Annotated in this window: 18 protein-coding genes; 9 read left to right on the forward strand and 9 right to left on the reverse strand. The window is 64.4% G+C overall.

What is annotated here, in order from left to right:
• Positions 1–190 precede the first annotated feature (190 nt).
• The gene (locus Q7T26_00215; GenBank protein ID MDO8530585.1) at positions 191–1,324 is read right to left on the reverse strand and encodes an acetoin utilization protein AcuC; all 1,134 of its coding nucleotides are present in this window, start codon (positions 1,322–1,324) and stop codon (positions 191–193) included.
• A gap of 9 nt (positions 1,325–1,333) precedes the next feature.
• Positions 1,334–1,831 carry a Mut7-C RNAse domain-containing protein gene (locus Q7T26_00220; protein ID MDO8530586.1) on the reverse strand — a complete coding sequence of 166 codons (498 nt, stop codon included), beginning with the start codon at positions 1,829–1,831 and terminating at the stop codon, positions 1,334–1,336.
• A gap of 353 nt (positions 1,832–2,184) precedes the next feature.
• Between Q7T26_00220 and Q7T26_00225 the strand changes: the two genes are divergently transcribed.
• Together Q7T26_00225 and Q7T26_00230 are read left to right on the forward strand one after the other, a co-directional pair.
• Positions 2,185–3,048, forward strand: coding sequence for an FTR1 family protein (locus Q7T26_00225; protein MDO8530587.1), 864 nt, complete (start codon positions 2,185–2,187; stop codon positions 3,046–3,048).
• Positions 3,049–3,051: 3 nt separating this feature from the next.
• On the forward strand, positions 3,052–3,432 hold the full coding sequence (locus tag Q7T26_00230) for a cupredoxin domain-containing protein (GenBank protein MDO8530588.1): 381 nt from the start codon (positions 3,052–3,054) through the stop codon (positions 3,430–3,432).
• Between the two features lie 15 nt (positions 3,433–3,447).
• Here Q7T26_00230 and Q7T26_00235 read toward each other — a convergent pair whose 3' ends face one another.
• A complete protein-coding gene (locus Q7T26_00235; GenBank protein ID MDO8530589.1) occupies positions 3,448–4,227 on the reverse strand; it encodes an ABC transporter permease in 780 nt (259 codons plus the stop codon).
• A gap of 66 nt (positions 4,228–4,293) precedes the next feature.
• On the opposite strand from Q7T26_00235, the gene Q7T26_00240 reads away from it, so the two are divergent.
• Positions 4,294–4,659 carry a DUF488 family protein gene (locus Q7T26_00240; GenBank protein ID MDO8530590.1) on the forward strand — a complete coding sequence of 122 codons (366 nt, stop codon included), beginning with the start codon at positions 4,294–4,296 and terminating at the stop codon, positions 4,657–4,659.
• A 21-nt stretch (positions 4,660–4,680) separates the two neighbouring features.
• On the opposite strand, the gene Q7T26_00245 is transcribed toward Q7T26_00240, so the two are convergent.
• Entirely contained in the window at positions 4,681–5,421 is a 741-nt protein-coding gene (locus tag Q7T26_00245) for a response regulator transcription factor (GenBank protein MDO8530591.1), read from the reverse strand.
• A 367-nt stretch (positions 5,422–5,788) separates the two neighbouring features.
• Here Q7T26_00245 and Q7T26_00250 point away from each other — a divergent pair, with 367 nt between their 5' ends.
• The 4 genes from Q7T26_00250 to Q7T26_00265 all read left to right on the forward strand — a co-directional run bounded on the left by Q7T26_00250 (position 5,789) and on the right by Q7T26_00265 (position 11,860).
• A complete protein-coding gene (locus Q7T26_00250; GenBank protein ID MDO8530592.1) occupies positions 5,789–6,322 on the forward strand; it encodes a hypothetical protein in 534 nt (177 codons plus the stop codon).
• A gap of 195 nt (positions 6,323–6,517) precedes the next feature.
• The gene (locus Q7T26_00255) at positions 6,518–8,131 is read left to right on the forward strand and encodes a GH3 auxin-responsive promoter family protein (GenBank protein ID MDO8530593.1); all 1,614 of its coding nucleotides are present in this window, start codon (positions 6,518–6,520) and stop codon (positions 8,129–8,131) included.
• Positions 8,128–10,266 (forward strand): ATP-binding protein, encoded by a 2,139-nt coding sequence (locus Q7T26_00260; protein ID MDO8530594.1) that lies wholly within the window; start codon positions 8,128–8,130, stop codon positions 10,264–10,266. Before Q7T26_00255 ends, Q7T26_00260 begins: the two co-directional genes overlap by 4 nt.
• Entirely contained in the window at positions 10,259–11,860 is a 1,602-nt protein-coding gene (locus tag Q7T26_00265) for a response regulator (protein ID MDO8530595.1), read from the forward strand. Before Q7T26_00260 ends, Q7T26_00265 begins: the two co-directional genes overlap by 8 nt.
• Positions 11,861–11,896: 36 nt before the next feature.
• Here Q7T26_00265 and Q7T26_00270 read toward each other — a convergent pair whose 3' ends face one another.
• Positions 11,897–12,829 carry an LLM class F420-dependent oxidoreductase gene (locus tag Q7T26_00270; protein MDO8530596.1) on the reverse strand — a complete coding sequence of 311 codons (933 nt, stop codon included), beginning with the start codon at positions 12,827–12,829 and terminating at the stop codon, positions 11,897–11,899.
• A gap of 481 nt (positions 12,830–13,310) precedes the next feature.
• Here Q7T26_00270 and Q7T26_00275 point away from each other — a divergent pair, with 481 nt between their 5' ends.
• On the forward strand, positions 13,311–13,715 hold the full coding sequence (locus Q7T26_00275; GenBank protein MDO8530597.1) for a hypothetical protein: 405 nt from the start codon (positions 13,311–13,313) through the stop codon (positions 13,713–13,715).
• A 77-nt stretch (positions 13,716–13,792) separates the two neighbouring features.
• Here the strand turns inward: Q7T26_00275 and Q7T26_00280 are convergent, their stop codons facing one another.
• The 4 genes from Q7T26_00280 to Q7T26_00295 all read right to left on the reverse strand — a co-directional run bounded on the left by Q7T26_00280 (position 13,793) and on the right by Q7T26_00295 (position 16,840).
• Positions 13,793–14,845 (reverse strand): hypothetical protein, encoded by a 1,053-nt coding sequence (locus tag Q7T26_00280; GenBank protein MDO8530598.1) that lies wholly within the window; start codon positions 14,843–14,845, stop codon positions 13,793–13,795.
• 4 nt (positions 14,846–14,849) lie between these two features.
• Positions 14,850–15,047, reverse strand: coding sequence for a hypothetical protein (locus Q7T26_00285; GenBank protein MDO8530599.1), 198 nt, complete (start codon positions 15,045–15,047; stop codon positions 14,850–14,852).
• 72 nt (positions 15,048–15,119) lie between these two features.
• Positions 15,120–15,413 (reverse strand): hypothetical protein, encoded by a 294-nt coding sequence (locus Q7T26_00290; GenBank protein ID MDO8530600.1) that lies wholly within the window; start codon positions 15,411–15,413, stop codon positions 15,120–15,122.
• Between the two features lie 392 nt (positions 15,414–15,805).
• Positions 15,806–16,840: a hypothetical protein gene (locus tag Q7T26_00295; GenBank protein MDO8530601.1), complete on the reverse strand. Its 1,035-nt coding sequence runs from the start codon at positions 16,838–16,840 to the stop codon at positions 15,806–15,808.
• Between the two features lie 243 nt (positions 16,841–17,083).
• Here Q7T26_00295 and Q7T26_00300 point away from each other — a divergent pair.
• A partial coding sequence (locus Q7T26_00300) for a hypothetical protein (GenBank protein ID MDO8530602.1) occupies positions 17,084–17,294 on the forward strand: 211 nt, incomplete at its 3' end.

Raw genomic sequence — 17,294 nt, forward strand, 5'->3', positions numbered from 1 at the left:
GCTCATCGTAGCACGGCGCGGGGGCCAGTTCCAGCGCCCGAACGGGGCCCTAGAACTCATTTCGAAAGTCGCCGCTCACCCTTCGACAAGCTCAGGGTGAGCGGAAATCATCGCTCATGGTAAGCCTATCGAACCATGAGCAACAACCGACCGAAGGTTTTCGGGATAGCTTTTAGGGACACGAAGAAGATCAGCCGCTCCGCAGCCTGTGGTACGGGAAGACGAGGCGCTGCACCTCGGCGACGCTCCGCTCGGCGAACTCTCTGGCCTGCTTGCGGGCCGACTCCTCGACCCGCGGCCCGTCCTCGCTGTCGCGCAGCTTGTCCAGCCCGTACGTTGCCCGGTACGCCGCCGGGATCTCGTCCGGCAGCTCCACGTCCAGCATCGCCGCGTAGGCCAGCGTCCACGCCCGGGGCACCACGCCCAGCTCGTAACCGCCGCCGCCCAGGGCGACCCACGGCAGGCCTAACGACTTGAACTCGCGGACGGCCTCGGTGAATCCATGCGTCGTCAGACAGAGGTGCGTCAACTGGTCCAAGTAGTGCGTGTCAATGCCGAGCTGAGTCACCAGCACGTCCGGCCTGAACGCGCGGACGAGCGGCGGCGCCACCTCACGGAAGGCCCACAGATAGGTGTCGTCGGTGGTGTACGGGTACAGCGGCACGTTCACCGCGTAGCCCTTGCCCTTGCCGGTCCCCGTCTCCGTGACATCGCCCGTGCCAGGGAAGAGGAAGCGCCCCGACTCGTGCAGGGAGATGGTCAGGACCTGATCGGTGTCGTAGAACGCGGCCTGGACGCCGTCGCCGTGGTGCGCGTCAATGTCCACGTAGGCCACGCGAAGGCCCCGGCGCAGCAGCAGGTGAATGGCGAGCACCGGGTCGTTGAAGACGCAGAACCCAGATGCGTGGCCCGCCATGGCGTGGTGCAGTCCCCCCGCGGCGTTGAACGCGGCTGGCGCATTCTTGTCCGCGACCAGCCGGGCGGCGACCAGCGACGCGCCCGCGCTCAGGGCGGAGGCCTCGTACATGCCGGGATACGGGGGATTGTCCCCGTGCGCGCTGAAGTTGCAGGCCGCGGCGTCCGGGACATCCTCGCCCCGGCTGAGCCGCTTGACCACGTCCAGGTAGGCCGGCGTGTGGAACCACAGGACCTCTTCGTCGGAGGCCGTGCGCGGCGGCACGAGCCGACCGTCCGGCCGCTGAAAGACGCCGTAGGCCTCCAGCAGCTCGTAGGTCAGGTGGAGCCGATGGGGCCGCATGGGGTGGTCGGCGCGCAGCACGTGGTTGCTCAGCGTGTCTTCATATACAAAGGCAGCGTCAGCCATATGTCTCCTTCATGCCGGCGAGTCGCCCAGCCCTGGACGGACGCGCTCCATCTCTTTCCGCATGTTCTCCCAGTGCGTCCCCCGCCAATACACCCGGCGGCACGTGGGACACTGAGAGTAGGTGCGCTGCGTGCCATAAACGTAGGGCGGCACCATATCCCGCACCTCGTCGGGGCGGCGCTGCGCCAGCGGCTCGTTGCACTCGATGCATCGGGAGAAGGCATGCGCCGTCCCCTCCAGCGACAGGGCGTCCACCACCTGGCGGAGCTGGTCCGCCACCACGTCGTGCTGGATAAGAAGCGCCCGCAGCAGCCCTAATGTCACCACCCGGCGCTTAAGGATGTGCGTGTCCCTGGTCAGCAGCACGCGGCCCTCTCGCAGGGCCAGACGCACCAGCGCGTTGTCATCAACGTCGCGCGCGAGCAGGGCGTCATAGCCCAGGACACGCAGCCGCCGGGCCAGCCTGCCCACGTTGATGTCCACCAGGAAACGAGGCGCGTCGCTCATAGAGTAAGCGTGATACCCTCCCACGCCAGGCCAATCCGGCATTCGGCGCGGTCGGTAAGGTCCTCCAGATCCCCCCGTATCTCGCCCTGATAGACCAAGCGCATGTGGGCATCGAGACTCGTAGCACACCACTACAAGTATATCGTTTCACTTTGTCGTGTCACAGAGAGCTGCGCCACAAAACAAGCACCACGCGCTTGCCTTGACAACTCCCATTATCATGTGTAACCTTAGATAAGAGGTTAGTATATACAAAGTATTTCACTATGCACAAGTTTATGTCTACATCAGGCGTCCCTACGCCCGCCCGGCTTGATGCCGGGGAATCGCCGCGGTAAACAGGAGGTATCTGCGTGGTCTATTCACTCTTCGTGAGCCTCCGTGAGGGGCTGGAGGCGTTCCTCATCATCGCCATCGTCCTCGGTTACCTGAACCGCATCGGCCAGAGACGGTACTTCACCCACGTGTGGCTCGGCGCCGCCCTGGCTTTTCTGGGCACCATCGCGGTCTGGGCCGGACTTGAGCTCACGGCCAGCAAGCTGTCCGGCCCTGCGCTCGAGGCGTTCGAGGGCGGCGCGACGCTCCTCGCCGTGGTCGTCCTGACCAGCATGACGCTGTGGATGAAGCGTCAGGCGGCGGACATGGGCAGCCACCTGCGCTCCCAGGTGGACGTGGCACTCCGCAGCGGCTCCGTCGTCACGCTGGTGCTCCTCGCCTTCACTTCGGTGGGCAGGGAGGGCCTGGAGACGGCCCTGTTCCTCACCGCCGGCTCCGCGACGGCGGACTCCGCGCTGCTCTACTGGCTGGGCGCGGGCCTGGGACTGGCCGTCGCGGCAGTCATGGGGGCCATCGTCTACGCCGGCACCATGCGCCTGCCGCTGAGCGCGGTCTTCAATGTGACGGGCGTCATCCTTATCGTGCTGGCGGCGGGGCTGCTGAGCAGCGGCCTCAAGGAGCTCAGCCACGCAACGTCCGCCTCCGCTCTTGGCCCACATCTGTGGGACACGTATAACCTCGTGCCCGACAACTCAGGTTTGGGCCGCCTTTTGAATACCGTGCTGGGCTACGACGCCAGCCCCCGCCTGGGCCAAGTCGTGGCCTACCTCGGATACCTCGCCGTTTTCCTGCCACTGTTTCTTCTGGGACGGGAGAAGCCTCCCGTCGCCTCTCAAACGACTACGACGCCAATGTCCACTATGAACAGGAGGCCCGCATAAGCCATGAACCACAGACTTCTTTGCGCTCCGGTGCTGGCCCTCGGACTATTGCTGACCACCGCTTGCGGCGAGGTCAGTAACGCCAGCGGCGGTCAGGAGATCATCATAACCGCAGGCGAGCGCTCGGGCGGCCGCCAGTTCTTCGAGCCCCAGGAGGTTACGGTGCCGGCGGGCGCGCGGGTGAGTTTTGTCATCAAGAACGTCGGCAGCGAGGACCACGAATTCGAGAGCGAGGAGGCCCACGTCGAGGAGGTCGTCGTGCCGCCCGGACGCGAGCGGAGAGCGACCTGGACCGCGCCCACGCAGCCGGGCCGCTACCCGGCCTACTGCGACCTGCCCGGCCACCGGGCGATGGGCATGGAGATGACCCTCATCGTCAAGTAGCCAGCAGGGCGGAGGCTACCGGACAAGCCTCCGCCGCATGGCCGCCACCGCCAGCGGGAAGCAGACGGCGGCCAGCACGACCAGCCATAGCCCGGCCAGAAGGACCTCCAGCGTCACCCTGCCTTGGAACAGCCCCCTTATCACCGTGAGGCCCGCGGTCAGCGGCAACGGCCAGAGGAGAACCTGGACCCATTCTGGCAGTTGGGCCAACGGGAAGAAGGTGCCGCTGGCAACGAACATGGGCGTGATAAACAGGTTGAAATAGTAGTTGAACTGGGTGCCACTCTGGACGAACGAGGTCACCAGGACGGACAGGGCGGCGAACGTCAATCCGACGAGCACCCCGGCGACGGGCGCCAGCAGCGCCAGCGGTGACGTGACGACGCCCAGCACGGCCAGGGCCAGCAGAATGGTCGCCGAGCTGACAAAGGCGCGAGTGGCGCCCCACAGGACCTCTCCGGTGATGACGTCATCCAGGCTCACAGGTGTCACGATGATGGCGTCAAACGTCTTCTGGATATTCATGCGGACGTAGGTGCCCCAGGTGCACTCGAAGACCGCGGCGTACATGGCGTACGCGGCCAGTATCCCCGGTCCCAGGAACTCCAGATACTTGTGGGGGTCGTCGGGCCTGAGCAGCGATCCCAGGCCGTAGCCCATCGCCACCAGCACGACCAGAGGCTCCGCCAGGACCAGGACCAGCTCCGTCTTCCAAAGGCGCAGAAAGACATCGCTATTGCGTTGCCAGACGCGAACGCAGCGGTAAGAGACGGCGGGAAGCGAAGCTACAGACATGGCGATAGACTATTATAGCGGGTGGGGCACAGGGCGCTATGACTCCACACACACGGGAGTCCCGATATGCTCAAGCTGAAGCGTGCGTACGATCCTCCCAGCGACCAGGACGGGGAGCGCCTGCTGGTGGAGCGACTATGGCCCCGGGGCATACGGCGGGAGGCGGCGCGACTGGACGGTTGGCTTAAGGAGCTGGCCCCCAGCCCGGACCTGCGCAAGTGGTTCGGGCACGACGTCCAGCGTTGGGAGGAGTTCCAGCGGCGCTACCGCGCGGAACTGGGTTCGCCCGAGAAGGCCACGCTGCTGCGCTCGCTCGCTGAGAAGGCCCAGACGGGCGCCGTCACGCTGGTCTTCGCCGCGCGCGACACGGAGCACAACAGCGCCGTCGTGCTCAAAGAGGCCGTCGCGGAGCAATATCGCCGGTCAGGATGACCCTGCCCTCGCCGCTTCGTGTCATCCGGAGACGCGTGTGGAGTCCGGCTCCTTCGGAGAGTCCTGCTCCGTCAGGGATATCCAGCCCTGGCGCAGCGCCATCACCACCGCGTGGGTGCGGTCGTTAGCGTCCAGCTTGCGCAGAATGGCGGTGATGTGGTTCTTGACCGTCTGCTCGCTGATCGTCAGCGTGACGCCAATCTCTTTGTTGGACTGGCCCTTGGCGACGTGGGTGAGCACCTGCATCTCGCGGCGGGAGAGAGGCCCGACGGCGCCCGCGGAGTCGTGGCTGACGCCGTTTTCCAGGGCCAGGCCCTGGAATTGGCGGAGAACGTAAGCGGCCACTCTGGCCCTGTTGAGGAGCGTGTACTGGATGGGGTACTCACCGGCGCGCACGCTCCGCACGATGCCAGGGAGGAACTCCGGCATGGAGTCCTTCCGCACGCACGCGGCGGCGCCAGCGTTGATGGCGAGGAAGATGTGCGCGTCGTCATCCTGAGGCACGAGGGCGATGAGGGACGCGCCGGCGCACTTCTGCTTGATCCGCCGCGTCAGGGGCAGGTCTTCGACGGCTTCGGCGCCGAGGTCAGCGACGACTACGTCCGGCTTCGCGGTTTCCAGGGCAGGGAGGGCCTCCTCCAGCGAGGCCGCGGTCCCGACAACCTGCATGTCCGCGTTCTCAGCGAAAGCGGCGCGGAGGCTCTCCACGTAGCCCGCTTCCCGGTCAACCACAAAGACCCGGGTCCTTGATTGCTCAGTCACAAGCCGTCATGTCCTGCCTTGCCTGCATCTTATCATAATGTAAAATGTATTGTAAAGTCCGCTCCGGCATGGTCAGAATTGTCCCTTTTTGTAGTCATAGTGGGATTCCCCGACGTGTAACGCCTCCAGGGGGAGCGGACATGAAACTCATTGCAAGAGCCTGCCGCGCTCACCATTGCTTGTATTCTCGGGGCATGCGCACATGAACGATGCGCCCTCGTCATCCGCGAGGATAGTACTTTTGGGTCTTGGCGCGGCCCGTCCGCCACGCTAGCATTCGTTCCGGCGGGCGACGCTTGATACGTCAGGCGTTGATAGTGTGAGCTTTGGTCTCGAAAGGCCAGGCTCGAAGGCAAGGAGGCGATCCATGAAGAGGCTCCTGGCAGTTCTGGCAGTCCTAGCGTTGCTCGCGGTTCAGCCCGCTCCAGTTATGGCCGCCGCGCCGCAGCCCTTTACCGCAATTGGCGGTGTGCTTGGAGTGGGCAACGGCGCCATCCAACCCCTCCCTGTGGGGTTCATAACACGGGGGGAGGCCGTCTACATCCAAATAGGGTACAGCCCCGCGTGGCCTGAGCTTCAGGGAGCCATTGCGCAGACCGTCCACAAGTCCACCTCACTGGTCACCGACCCTGCGACCGGCGGGATCAAGGGCGTGGGGCACGGCACGATCACTGTCAGCGGAGGCGGGCTTTCGGTTCCGCTCACCGGCCAGTTCACCTTTAAGATATCCGGCCATGTGAACCTGCTCACGGGGAACATCATCGACCTTCATGATGAGGGCGTATTCAACGCGCAGGGAGGCGACGAGGGAGCCAATGGCACCTTCACGCTGGACCTGGACCTGAGCTCGTTCCCACCCCCAACGAATGTCGTGGTTTTTAAGGGAGCCCACCGCTCCTAACAGGGCGGTCCAGAAGCAGCTCCCCCATTTCATAAACTGGGGTCCTGAACGAAGCGCAGGGCAGGGGTGCCCTGCGTTTCGTTCTCACGGGGCAGTGCGGCCCGCTGGCCGGTGAGCTTCGCGGAATCGGGCGCCCCGTCGGAGCATAATCCAATGCGTTCCGGGCGAGCGCAGCGGTAGGGAAAGGCAAAAGCGATGTCCCGAGCAAAAGACACCGTGTGGGAGCGCGATAGGGAGGGAGTCTGGCAGAAGTACTGCGGCTTTCTGGACAACTCGCTGGACGCGTTCATGGGTATTCAGGAGCACCTCCTGGGCGAGCAACTGCGGCTCGTGGGGCAGTCCCCCCTGGGCCGGCGCTTCCTGCCCGTCCGTTTGCCCACCACAGGCAAGGAGTTCCGCGAGACGGTTCCCCTGACCACGTATGAAGACTACCGGGACGTCCTGGACGGCCAACGGGAGGAATTCCTGGCGGTCAAGCCCCACGCATGGATACATACGTCCGGCCGCGGGGGCACCTTCCGCTGGATCCCCTATACTCCCATGGCCTATGAGCGGTTTGTGGACGCCGGGGCCGCATGCATGATTCTGGCCACGGCCACCGAAAAGGGCGAGGTGAACCTGTCGAGCGGCACGCGCGTGCTCTGCAACATCCCGCGCATGCCCTACCTCTCGGGACTGCTGGGCGAGGGTCTGCACGACCGCCTGGGGCTGCGCCTGATCCCACCCATAGACGACCTCCCTGACACGGACTTCCACAAGAAGACGGAGGTGGCCTTCAAGATGGCCCTGCGGGAGGGGGCGCCCATCATCGTCTCCCTGGGAAGCGTTCTGGTGAAAATGGGCGAGGGCATGGCCGAACACTCCCGAAAAACCCGCTTCACCCGCGACATGCTGCACCCCGCGGTCCTGTGGCGCCTGGCTCGCGCCTACGTGCGTTCGCGGCTGGCGGGACGCGGCATCCTTCCCAAAGACCTGTGGCCCGCCCGCGCGGTCATCGCATGGGGGATGGACACGGACATCTTCCGTGAAGACATCCGGCGCTACTGGGGCCACCTGCCCTACGAAGCCTACGCCGCCTCTGAGGGAGGCATCCTCGCCGTCCAGAGCTGGCTCCGGCGCGGGCTGACCCTGCTGCCGTACGCGGCATACTACGAATTCATCCCTGAGAACGAATGGCTGAAGGCTCGCGGAAACGACTCGTACCAGCCTCGGACAGTCCTGCTGCCTGACCTGGAACCGGGCAAGCTCTACGAAATAGTTATCTCCCACTTCTACGGCATGCCGTTTTTGCGCTACCGCCTGGGACACTTCATTCGCGTGTTGTCCCGGGGCGACGACGAAGCAGGCATCCATCTGCCCCAGGTCGCCTTCCACGCCCGCGCCGACGACCTGATTGACATCGCCAACTTCACGCGCATTGACGAGGGCACGGTGCACCGTGCGCTGCGCATGGCGGGGCTGCGCTACGAGGACTGGACGCTGCGCAAGGAGAAAACAGGGAACAGACCCTCTTTGCACCTGTACATCGAGCCGCGCCAGGCCGTCGCGCAGGACGGCCTGGCCCACGTTCTGCACGAGAAGCTGAAGGAATGCGACTCCTTCTATAACGACCTGGACAGGATGCTGCAGATACAGCCCGTGCGGGTGACCTACCTCAGGCCCGGGACTTTTGCGCTATATTATGAGCAGAAGATGCGGGCCGGGGTGGACCTGGCCAACCGGCGTCCGCCCCGCATGAACCCGTTGGAATCCGAGGTGCGCGACCTGCTGCAAGTCAGCGGCTGCGAGGTGAAACTCGAGGTGGCATGAACCTCTACCTGCTCCTGCCCCTCCTGGGGTTCATCGTTAACCTTGCGCTGATACCTCTTGTCCTGAGGGGCAATCGCAAGAGTCAGCAGCACCAGGTCTTCTCCCTGTTCCTCCTTGTCCTGGCGCTCTGGGGCCTCACCATCTTCCAGATGCGTTCCAGCCCCACGTTGGAGGAGGCCGCCCGATGGGAGGTGGGCGTTTTCGCCACCATCGCCGCCATCGGCGTCTACTATTTCCACTTCAGCCTGCTCTTCACGCGCTTCAAGACCCCTCAAGGCCTTCTTCCCGCCGTCTATGTGAGTGGACTCGTTCTCATAGCCCTGCTGCCCACGGGGCTTGTCTTCAAAGGAATGCAGACCAAATGGTATGGGTACGCGCCCGTCCTCGGCCCTCTCGCCGTCCCGTATATCCTGTACCTCTACGTCCTGACGACATGGTGCCTGGTCAACACCATCAAGGTGTACCGGAACCCCATCTCTCCGGGAGAGCGCAACAGAGCGGGCTGGCTGGCCTTGGGGCTGTTCCTCCTGATGCTGGGAGCCACGTCAGACTACCTCCCCGTGATGGGAGTGCCTGTGTACCCCATGGGCATCGTGACCAACGTCATGTTTGCCGCGGTGACCGCCTACGCCATCGCCCGGCACCAGCTTCTGGACGTGCACGTGGCCGTGCGCAAGGGCCTCCTGTACTCGGTGGTCAGCGGCGTCCTGCTGGGCGCGTACGCCCTGGTTATCCTGTTCGTGAACCAGCTCCTCGGCACGCCGCGAGACCTTCAGCCCATACTCGTCTACCTGGGTGGCTTGTTCCTCGTGGCCATTGCCTTCCAGCCCCTGTACCATGCCCTGCAGAAGTTCGTGGACCAGTGGTTCTACCGAGGGCGCTACGACGCCCTCCGAGAACTCAGGGGTTTCGCCGTGGCGGCCCGTGACATCGCCGACCTGGAAGGCCTGGCCGCCACCCTGGTGCGGTTGGTGGTCGGCGGCCTGCAGACGGAGCGGGCCTGCCTTCTCCTGGCCTCTCCCCAGGAGCGCGGATATATCCCCGCCGCGTCCGCGGGCGCCCTGGGGTCCGCACCCATCGTCTTTACGGCACAGAGCCCTCCCGTCCAGTGGATGAGAAGCCATGACCAGGTGGTGACCATGCGGGAGGTGGACGCCCTGCCCAATCGCTACATGATGCCCACCAGCGAAGTCCTGGCCCTCCAGGAATTTGGCGCGGAACTCTTCGTGCCGCTCAAAACGCGCGAATCCCTGGTCGGAGTGCTCGTCCTGGGGCCGAAGAAGTCGCACCAGCCCTTCTCCCAGGAGGACGTGGACCTGCTTCAGACGGTGTGTAGTCAGGCGGCTACACGGATGGAAAACGCCCGCCTATACAGCGAGCTTCGCCGTCAACTGGACGAGCTTCGACAGGCCCAGGCCCAGCTTGTGCGCTCCGAGAAGCTGGCCGCCGTAGGCGAACTGGCCGCGAATGTCGCCCACGAGGTCAACAACCCCCTTCAAACCATCATCAACCTGACGTTCCTGGTGGAGCACAGCCTGGACGAGAACGACCCGCGCAAAGCAGACCTGCGGGCCATCCAGGCGGAGAGCCTGCGAGCACGGCACATCGTCAAGGGGCTGCTGGACTTCGCGCGGCAGCAGAAGTCCGCCCTGGCCGACGCCAACGTCAACGAGGTGGCGGAGGCGGTCCTGAGCCTGGCCCGGGTGCGCACGGCGAGCGGGAACGTGAAGGTGGTCACGGAGATGGACCGGAACCTGCCACCCATCCGCTGTGACGCTGAGCAGATCAAGCAGGTCTTCCTGAACATGGTGAACAACGCTATGGACGCCATGCCGAGCGGCGGTACGTTGACCGTCCGGTCACGGAGTGACAAAGACGGCATGGTCGCCGTCGAGGTGACAGACACGGGCGATGGCATCCCTCCCGAGGTGATGCCCCGTATCTTTGAACCTTTCTTCACTACCAAGCCCGTGGGCCAGGGGACCGGCCTGGGCCTGGCGGTAAGCTACCAGATTGTCAAGAAACACGGAGGGGTCATCAAGGTGGAGAGCACGGTGGGGAAGGGCAGCGCCTTCACCGTCTGTCTTCCTCTGACCCCACCAAAAGAGGAAAGCGCGGTGATGTCCCTTGCCTAATGAACGCATCCTGGTCGTTGACGACGAGGCGCCGGTGCGCGAGTCCCTGATGCGGGTGCTCCGCGCCGTGAGCTATCAGGTGGACGGGGCCGCCTCTGGCGCGGAGGCCCTCGAAAAGCTCGCCGCATCCCCCTATGACCTGCTGGTGGCGGACATCCGCATGCCGGGAATGGACGGCCTGGAGATGATGCGTCAGGCCAAGAAGCGCGACCCCCACGTGGCCGGGCTGTTCCTCACCGGCTATGGCAACATTGATACCGCCATCGAGGCGCTGGACCTGGGGGTCCAGGGCTTCGTGCTGAAGCCAGCCACGCCGGACAAGCTGCTGCGTTCCGTGGAGCAGGCGCTGATCCGGGTGCGCGCCGACAGGGAGGCGTCCCGCCTGCGGGCGCTGACGCCCCTGCTGGAGGTCTCCCGCGCCCTGGTGGCGGAGGTGGACCTGGAGAGCCTGTTCTCCCTCATCCTCAAGCTCGTCCAGCAGGAGACCAGGGCTGACCGGGCCTCCCTCATGATGGTGGACGACGACGGCAAGGAACTGGTCATCCGCGCGGCCTACGGCCTGCCCCAGGAGTACATCGGCAGCCGCCGCAAGGTCCAGGACACCATCGCCGGGACGGTGCTGCAGCGGGGCGAGCCGCTCCTGATTCAGAGCGGGGCGTCCACTCCGCCGGACATGCAGCGGGAGATGACGGCCAGGGACACCGGCTCGGCGCTGTGCCTGCCGCTGAAGGCCAAGGGGAAGGTCATCGGGGTGATGAACCTGTCCAAGCAGCGGGGCAACGCCGCCTTCACCCGGAGCGACATGGAGCTGTTCACCGTGCTGGCGGGGCAGGTGGCCGCGGCCATCGAGAACGCGCGGCTCTACGGGAACCTGAAATACTACTCCAAGATGCTCGAGCACGATAAGAAGGACCTGGAGCAGCGGATGCAGGAGATACGGGGACTAAACACTTTCCTGCAGAGCCAGCAGGCGCAGTCAATGGAGCTGTCCACCGCCAACCGCGCGCTGGAGGAGCAGTACCGTGGCCTTATCCGGAGCCTTCCGGAGATGGTTGATGCGCGCTGCCCGGAGCGGCGCGAGCATTCCCGCACGGTGGCGGCGCTGGCGGTGAGCGTGGCCCAGGTCATGGGCCTGGCGCGGGAGGACGTGGAGGAGGCCGCCTACCTGCATGATATCGGCATGGCGGTCCTGCGCGACGAGCTGCTCAACCGACGCGGCGCCCTCTCGTCGCCGGAGCAGGAGACGGTCATCAAGCACCCGGAGACGGGAGCGAAGCTCCTCTCCGACGCCCACATCCAGCCCAGCGTCCGCGACACGGTGCTGTACCACCATGAGAACTTCGACGGCTCCGGCTATCCGCTGGGCCTGGCGCGAGAGGCGATTCCCCTGCCGGCGCGCATCATCCGCGTGGTGGACTCCCTGGAAGCCATGACCGCGGCGCGCCCCTATCGCAAGAAGGCCCTGAGCCGAGAGGAAGCGATGACGGAATTGCGGAATAAATCAGGGAAGTTCTATGACCCCCAGGTTGTGGCGGCCCTGGAGAAAGCCCTGCAACAGGCCGACGAAGAGAAGAAGGGGCCTGCCACTCCATAGGGGTTCAGGACGGCGTGGCCTGTCTCAGGCCACGCGTCACGGGGCGTGAGGCCGGACCTCCGCCATGAATCGCTCTATGATCTCCAGCCGCGCGCTCACGTCCCGCGTGCGGAAGTCGAAGTGGACAGCGCCGACGCCCATCGCGGCCAGCGCGCGCAGTTCCGCCACCATCTTTTCCTTGTTGCCGTCGCCCAGCAGCCTGCGTTGCTGGTCCGGCGTCACGGGCCTGTCCGCGAACTCCAGCGACGACCCCAGGCAGACCTCTATCTCCGCCGGATCGCGGCCCGCCGCCTTCGTCATCGCGCGCAGCTCCTGAACCATCGGCCTCAGCTCGTCGGACGAGAGGTGGATGGGGAACCAGCCCTGGGCGATCCGCGCGGCGCGCCGCATGGACACCCGCGAGGTGCCGCCAATCCAGATAGGCGGATGAGGCTTCTGGACCGGCTTCGGCGAGAAGCGTAGCTCGTCGAATTGGAAAAAGCGCCCCTTGAACGCCGGGCGCTCCTGCGTCCACAGGGCCTTGTAGACCTCCACCATCTCGTCGGTCAGCGCGCCACGATGCTGGTACGGGAAGCCCAGCACGTCGAACTCCTCCTTCATCCAGCCCACGCCGATGCCGAGGATGACACGCCCCTGCGTCAGATAGTCAAGGCTGGCGATCATCTTCGCGGCGAGCACGGGGTGCCGGTACGGCACGATGAGCACGCCCGTCAACAGCTTGATGGTCGCGGTCGCGCCGGCGACGTAGCTGAGCAGCGTCATGGCCTCCACATAGTTCGGCGCGCTCTCAGAGGGATGACGGCCTGTCGTGGCGTAGGGATAGGCGGAGTCAATGCGCTCCGGGAAGACCACGTGGTCGCCGACGGAGAGGATGTCGAAGCCCAGGCGCTCCGCCCCCTGCGCGAAGCGCAGGATGTCACGCCCGTTCAGGTTCGTCCCGACTTGTGGCAGCTTGACGGCGTAACGCACGGCCAACCTCCTGGAAGCAGCATACGTCACCGATGGCGAGCATGAAGTCTGGGGGCATTGAGACCAGACGTGCTATCTGGACTCCGCGCCTGGCAGCATAGCACAACGCAGAACCTAGTGTCTTGTTTCGGAAATACGTTCCCTATTCCATGTCATACCGGCGGAAGCCGGTATCCAGAGAAGCACCGGCGAACGCTGGATTCCGGCCCCGTATCGGGTACGGGGCAAGCTTTTGGCCGGAAAGACGGTCAGTGGACAGGGGCGTTTCCTTGAACAGCTTCTCATGCATGAATTAGTATGCGTACTTCGGGGACAGGACACTAGAGTAACGACACCGGCCGGTAGTGTGTTCGCATCATGGTGCTTCCCGACAGGTGAGATGTAGCATGACTTACGCGGCAGGGTGGGTCCTGAACAGAGCGAAGGACGGTGAAGCGTGGGACATGAGGCAGTGTCTGCGCGCCCACATCGAGTGACGGAATTGGGGCGAGCATTTCTCGTCCTGGGCGGCCTTGGAATTGTGGGCGGCGCGGTGCTGATCGCCGTGGGCGCTGTGTTTGAAATGGACGACCCGTCGGGGCCCTTTCCAGGGATCATGGTGATCATGTTCGGCATCCCCATCATGGTGGCGGGCGCTCTCTGCCTCGCGGCGGGTATCGGGCTGCTGCAGAGGAAGCGCTGGGGACGGACCCTGGCCCTCGTCATGCTCTGGGTTATCCTGGTGTTCGGAACGGTGAGCATGATTGGCAACCTGGCCGCAGGGGAGATAGGCATAACTTTCGTGAGCCTCATCGTTGCGTTATTTGGCTTCCGCTTCCTGAATCACCTGCGTAACGATGCTGTCAAGGCCTACTTCTCTCCCAAGGCGCCGCCGCCCGTCGCGTAGGGCAGGCGACGGGCGGGCCATGCGGTCGCGCAACGCCCCGAGCACGCCGTGTGCGCGCGCTGCGGCGAGGAGTACGTTCAGACCGGCTCCGGCACGCGCCGCGTCACGGCCCACGAGTCGCCCCAGCCGTGCACGACGACGATGTGGTACGGCTCCAGCGCGCCCGCCACGGCGATGAGGATGTGCTCTGGCTTCTGGCACGGCTTCGTCTGGTCGCCGACCTGGATGCGCGGCTGGCGGTGCTCCCGCATCATGTGGGGCATCTGCGCCGTCGGGAAGCCCGCCTTGTCGAAAATGTAGCGCTGCACGTCCGCCTTGCTCATTCCGCGCTCGGCGAAGAGCTTCGCGTGGCCGGGCGTGAAGATGATGAGCCACTCGCCGGACGCGACGACGACGTTGTTGCTCCCCATCCATGACATGGCGTCGGCCACCCACAGGAGCATGTCGAACGGGTTGGTCAGGATGGTGGTGGCCACGTTCTGCGTGCCGTTGGCGGCATAGGCGGTGACGGCGCTCTCCTCCCGCTTGAAGCCCCGGTCCACGTGCAGGGGCGCCCACGGGCTGTTCTCCTCGTCCTCCGCGAAGCAGAAGGTGTACTTGCCGGGGAAGCCGTGGGTTGACTTGTCCACCGCCTCCGGGACGCCGCCGCCGATGTTGAGCATGATGAGGCGCAGCGCACGGCCAATGGTGGCGTTGGCCCGGTTGCCGGGCGCGAGGCAGCCGCGGCCCGAGTTCATGCCCGCCGTCCTGCGGACAGGCCCGTTCACGATGAGCACCGGCGCTGCGGGGCCGGTGGTCGCCTGCACGCCATGCAGGTTGAACGGCTCCTGGGCAATGGCGTCCACGGACGCGACCACCACGGAAAAGTGCTCCGGACGGCAGCCCGCCATCACCGCGTTGGCGGCGATCTTCTCCAGCGTGGCCCGGCCGTTGCGCGGGTCCAGGTTCGCGATGACCTCGCCGCCGGAGCGGCCCAGCGCGCGCAGCATCGCCGCCACGCGCCGCTCCGTGGGCGGGACGATGGGCAGGCCGTCCGACCAGCCCTCGGCGACGGCGCGTTCGTTGATGGCGTCCAGCGACGGGTCCACGGCCAGGAGGTCTTTCGCGCGCGTTTTCGCGGACGCAGGCATGGGCCTACACCTCTTTCGCGGCGCGCGCTGCCGCCTTGGGGGCGATGGACGCCAACGCCTGGTCAAGCGCCTTCTCCGCCGCCTTCTCCAGGTCAGGCTTCGGCATGTACTCGACGCTGCGCGGCATGACGACCAGCGGCAGATTGGGCATGCCCTTGCTCTTGCGCACCGCCTGCCCCAGCGGAATGAAGGACTCGGTCACGAGGACGGCGGCGGGAACGCCGCGCTTGTGGAACTCGACTCCGTCGTGGACACTCCACGCGGTGCAGGAGCCTCAGTTGCCCAGCCCCACGATGGCGATGTCCGCCTCCTTCGCGAGCTGGTCCATGGTTCCGGCGGCCAGCGGACGCGTCAGGTCCGGGTTCTTCACGCGGATGACCTTCGCGACGCCGTGCCGCTCCTTGAGGAGGCGCTCCATGGTGTCCAGCGTCACGCCCAGGCTGGCCCAGCCGTTGTCAATGAAGGCGGCTGTCTTGCCCGCCAGCTCGCCGACGGGCGGGGCCATCTCCTGCGTCAGCGTGGGGACAGGCGCCACGGGGTTCACGATGTAGGATGTGCGCGGGGACATAGTCACCTCCGGCCTGTCGGCCTTTTTGCGTTCAAAAGTGGGTGCGCAACCGTGGGTATGCTGCCGCTAAGCGGGGCGGGTGTCAAGAGGGATGAGAGCAGCATTTGATATAATAGGAAAAGCCCCCTTGCGGGGGCTCTCCCTATATTATGATGAGGGGCGCGAACGTGACGATGACAGTCGTCTTATGTTCCGCTAAAAGGTGTGAGGTGAGCAGCCTCATACCGACTCCTTTCCGGCGCTGGGGGACAGTCCAACTCGACCGTTGAGGCTCCCAGCGCCTACTTTTTACCGATCAATACGCCTCTACGTATGAACGGCCAGCAATTTGCCACAATCTCATGACCGCCTGTAGCGGTATGACGTTCTAGGCATCTCAAAGGCTGTCAGATTTACGCGGATCCAGCCGCCTTCTGTTGTAGTCGCCGTATAGCCTTTCTCCGGATCGCCTCGAAATCCCCTACTGCTGCGTATAGATTCTTAATGTCTTCATCCTCCAACGCGGCTAGCTCCTCGTCGGTCAACCGCAACTCCACACTGTTTCGCTGCATGATGGGTTTTGAAGCCTCGGGTGTCGCGCGCGAGGCATTTGGACTCAGTGATGCGGCAGCAACTGGCGGGTTAACCTGTCCGGCGACGGCAGTCGAACTAGTGGGCGTGGCTGCCTCACCAAGTGATGCCGTTAGTGGCGGAGTAGCTGCTGGTGCAGCGAGGCCTGCCTGTGTGCTCACCTTCGGCAAGACAAGGTATTGGCGTCCCTCCCTTACTTCGAGAACACCAGCTTGGCGCGCGGCCCTCAGTAAGATGTCGCGCGCGAACTTCACTTTGTTGTCAACAATCCCAAATCTATTCTTAATGGCGTCGTCCAATCCGTCTGTTGGAGGGATCGGCCTGCCCTCGGTTAGGAATTCCATCAATCCCCGAAATAGCGGGACTGCGCGGAAGGCCTCAGCCAGAGCTTGGACTTTGTCGGCTTCGGAGTGCGGGGCAAGAATACGAGTAGCTCTCTCCGTAATCTTAATGACTCCATTATCCTCCTCGAGAAGGCCGTATAACCGACCAGCACTCAACCTCAATTTCCATGGCCCTGAGTCCAGAGAAATCCTAATCAAGCGGGCCAAGGTCGCCCCAGACAATGAACCACCGCCTGTCTCATATGCTTGTCGCGCTACTACTAACACAGCCTCCAAGTCGAAGTATGGATACGCCGTCTTCGACTTAGGACGCCTAAGCCCAATCTTCTCGCCGCCGCTATCCGGATTACTCTGCCCCGCTACTGGCTCCACAGGTTCAGAAGTGACCATCGTGCACACCTCCACACACTTTCTGATATACAGAATACTCCTCGTGTAAGGCCATGTCAATATCTGCTTGAGGCGGTTTTCCTCCATTTTATATTTTATGTAGAACTTGTACGCGCCTTTCATGCGGTGCAGACTCTGCGTTTTCCTGATGATGCGGAGCTAGAATGAAAAGAGGCGCTGGCGTTTCAGTACGCCAGCGCCTCGTCCCGCGCGCGACCCCGCCCCTATTGCGCCAGCCAGACCACCTCCAGCGTGTCGTTCGCGTAGTCGCTCGCGCCGGGCCGCTTGCGCCCGGCAACGCGTTACCGTATCATCGGAGCGCTTCGACGGGCCGCCGAAAAAACGCCGTCACAGGAGGAAAAGCACATGGAACCCACCATCTCCAGGATACAGGGCGAGCCGACCCGCACCACGGCTGGCGGACTCAAAGTCTGGGAGCTGCGCAAGGAGACTACGGACACGCGCGACCTGTACATTGTGTACGCCGTCGTCCCGCCCGGCGCCAGCGAAGGGCCGCACACGCGGGACAGCGAGGAGATCATCTTCTACGTCAAAGGCACGTCGGAGGTCAAGGTCG

This window comes from Dehalococcoidia bacterium (genome assembly GCA_030648205.1).
GTDB lineage: Bacteria > Chloroflexota > Dehalococcoidia > JAUSIH01 > JAUSIH01 > JAUSIH01.

What these genes read in the sequence shown, in the direction of transcription:
- Q7T26_00240 (MDO8530590.1), top strand. Translation starts at nt 4,294, where the DNA reads ATGCTCAAGCTGAAGCGTGCGTACGATCCTCCCAGCGACCAGGACGGG.
- Q7T26_00220 (MDO8530586.1), bottom strand. Translation starts at nt 1,831, where the DNA reads ATGAGCGACGCGCCTCGTTTCCTGGTGGACATCAACGTGGGCAGGCTG.
- Q7T26_00235 (MDO8530589.1), bottom strand. Translation starts at nt 4,227, where the DNA reads ATGTCTGTAGCTTCGCTTCCCGCCGTCTCTTACCGCTGCGTTCGCGTC.
- Q7T26_00280 (MDO8530598.1), bottom strand. Translation starts at nt 14,845, where the DNA reads ATGCCTGCGTCCGCGAAAACGCGCGCGAAAGACCTCCTGGCCGTGGAC.
- Q7T26_00215 (MDO8530585.1), bottom strand. Translation starts at nt 1,324, where the DNA reads ATGGCTGACGCTGCCTTTGTATATGAAGACACGCTGAGCAACCACGTG.
- Q7T26_00290 (MDO8530600.1), bottom strand. Translation starts at nt 15,413, where the DNA reads ATGTCCCCGCGCACATCCTACATCGTGAACCCCGTGGCGCCTGTCCCC.
- Q7T26_00260 (MDO8530594.1), top strand. Translation starts at nt 8,128, where the DNA reads ATGAACCTCTACCTGCTCCTGCCCCTCCTGGGGTTCATCGTTAACCTT.
- Q7T26_00250 (MDO8530592.1), top strand. Translation starts at nt 5,789, where the DNA reads ATGAAGAGGCTCCTGGCAGTTCTGGCAGTCCTAGCGTTGCTCGCGGTT.
- Q7T26_00295 (MDO8530601.1), bottom strand. Translation starts at nt 16,840, where the DNA reads ATGAAAGGCGCGTACAAGTTCTACATAAAATATAAAATGGAGGAAAAC.
- Q7T26_00255 (MDO8530593.1), top strand. Translation starts at nt 6,518, where the DNA reads ATGTCCCGAGCAAAAGACACCGTGTGGGAGCGCGATAGGGAGGGAGTC.
- Q7T26_00230 (MDO8530588.1), top strand. Translation starts at nt 3,052, where the DNA reads ATGAACCACAGACTTCTTTGCGCTCCGGTGCTGGCCCTCGGACTATTG.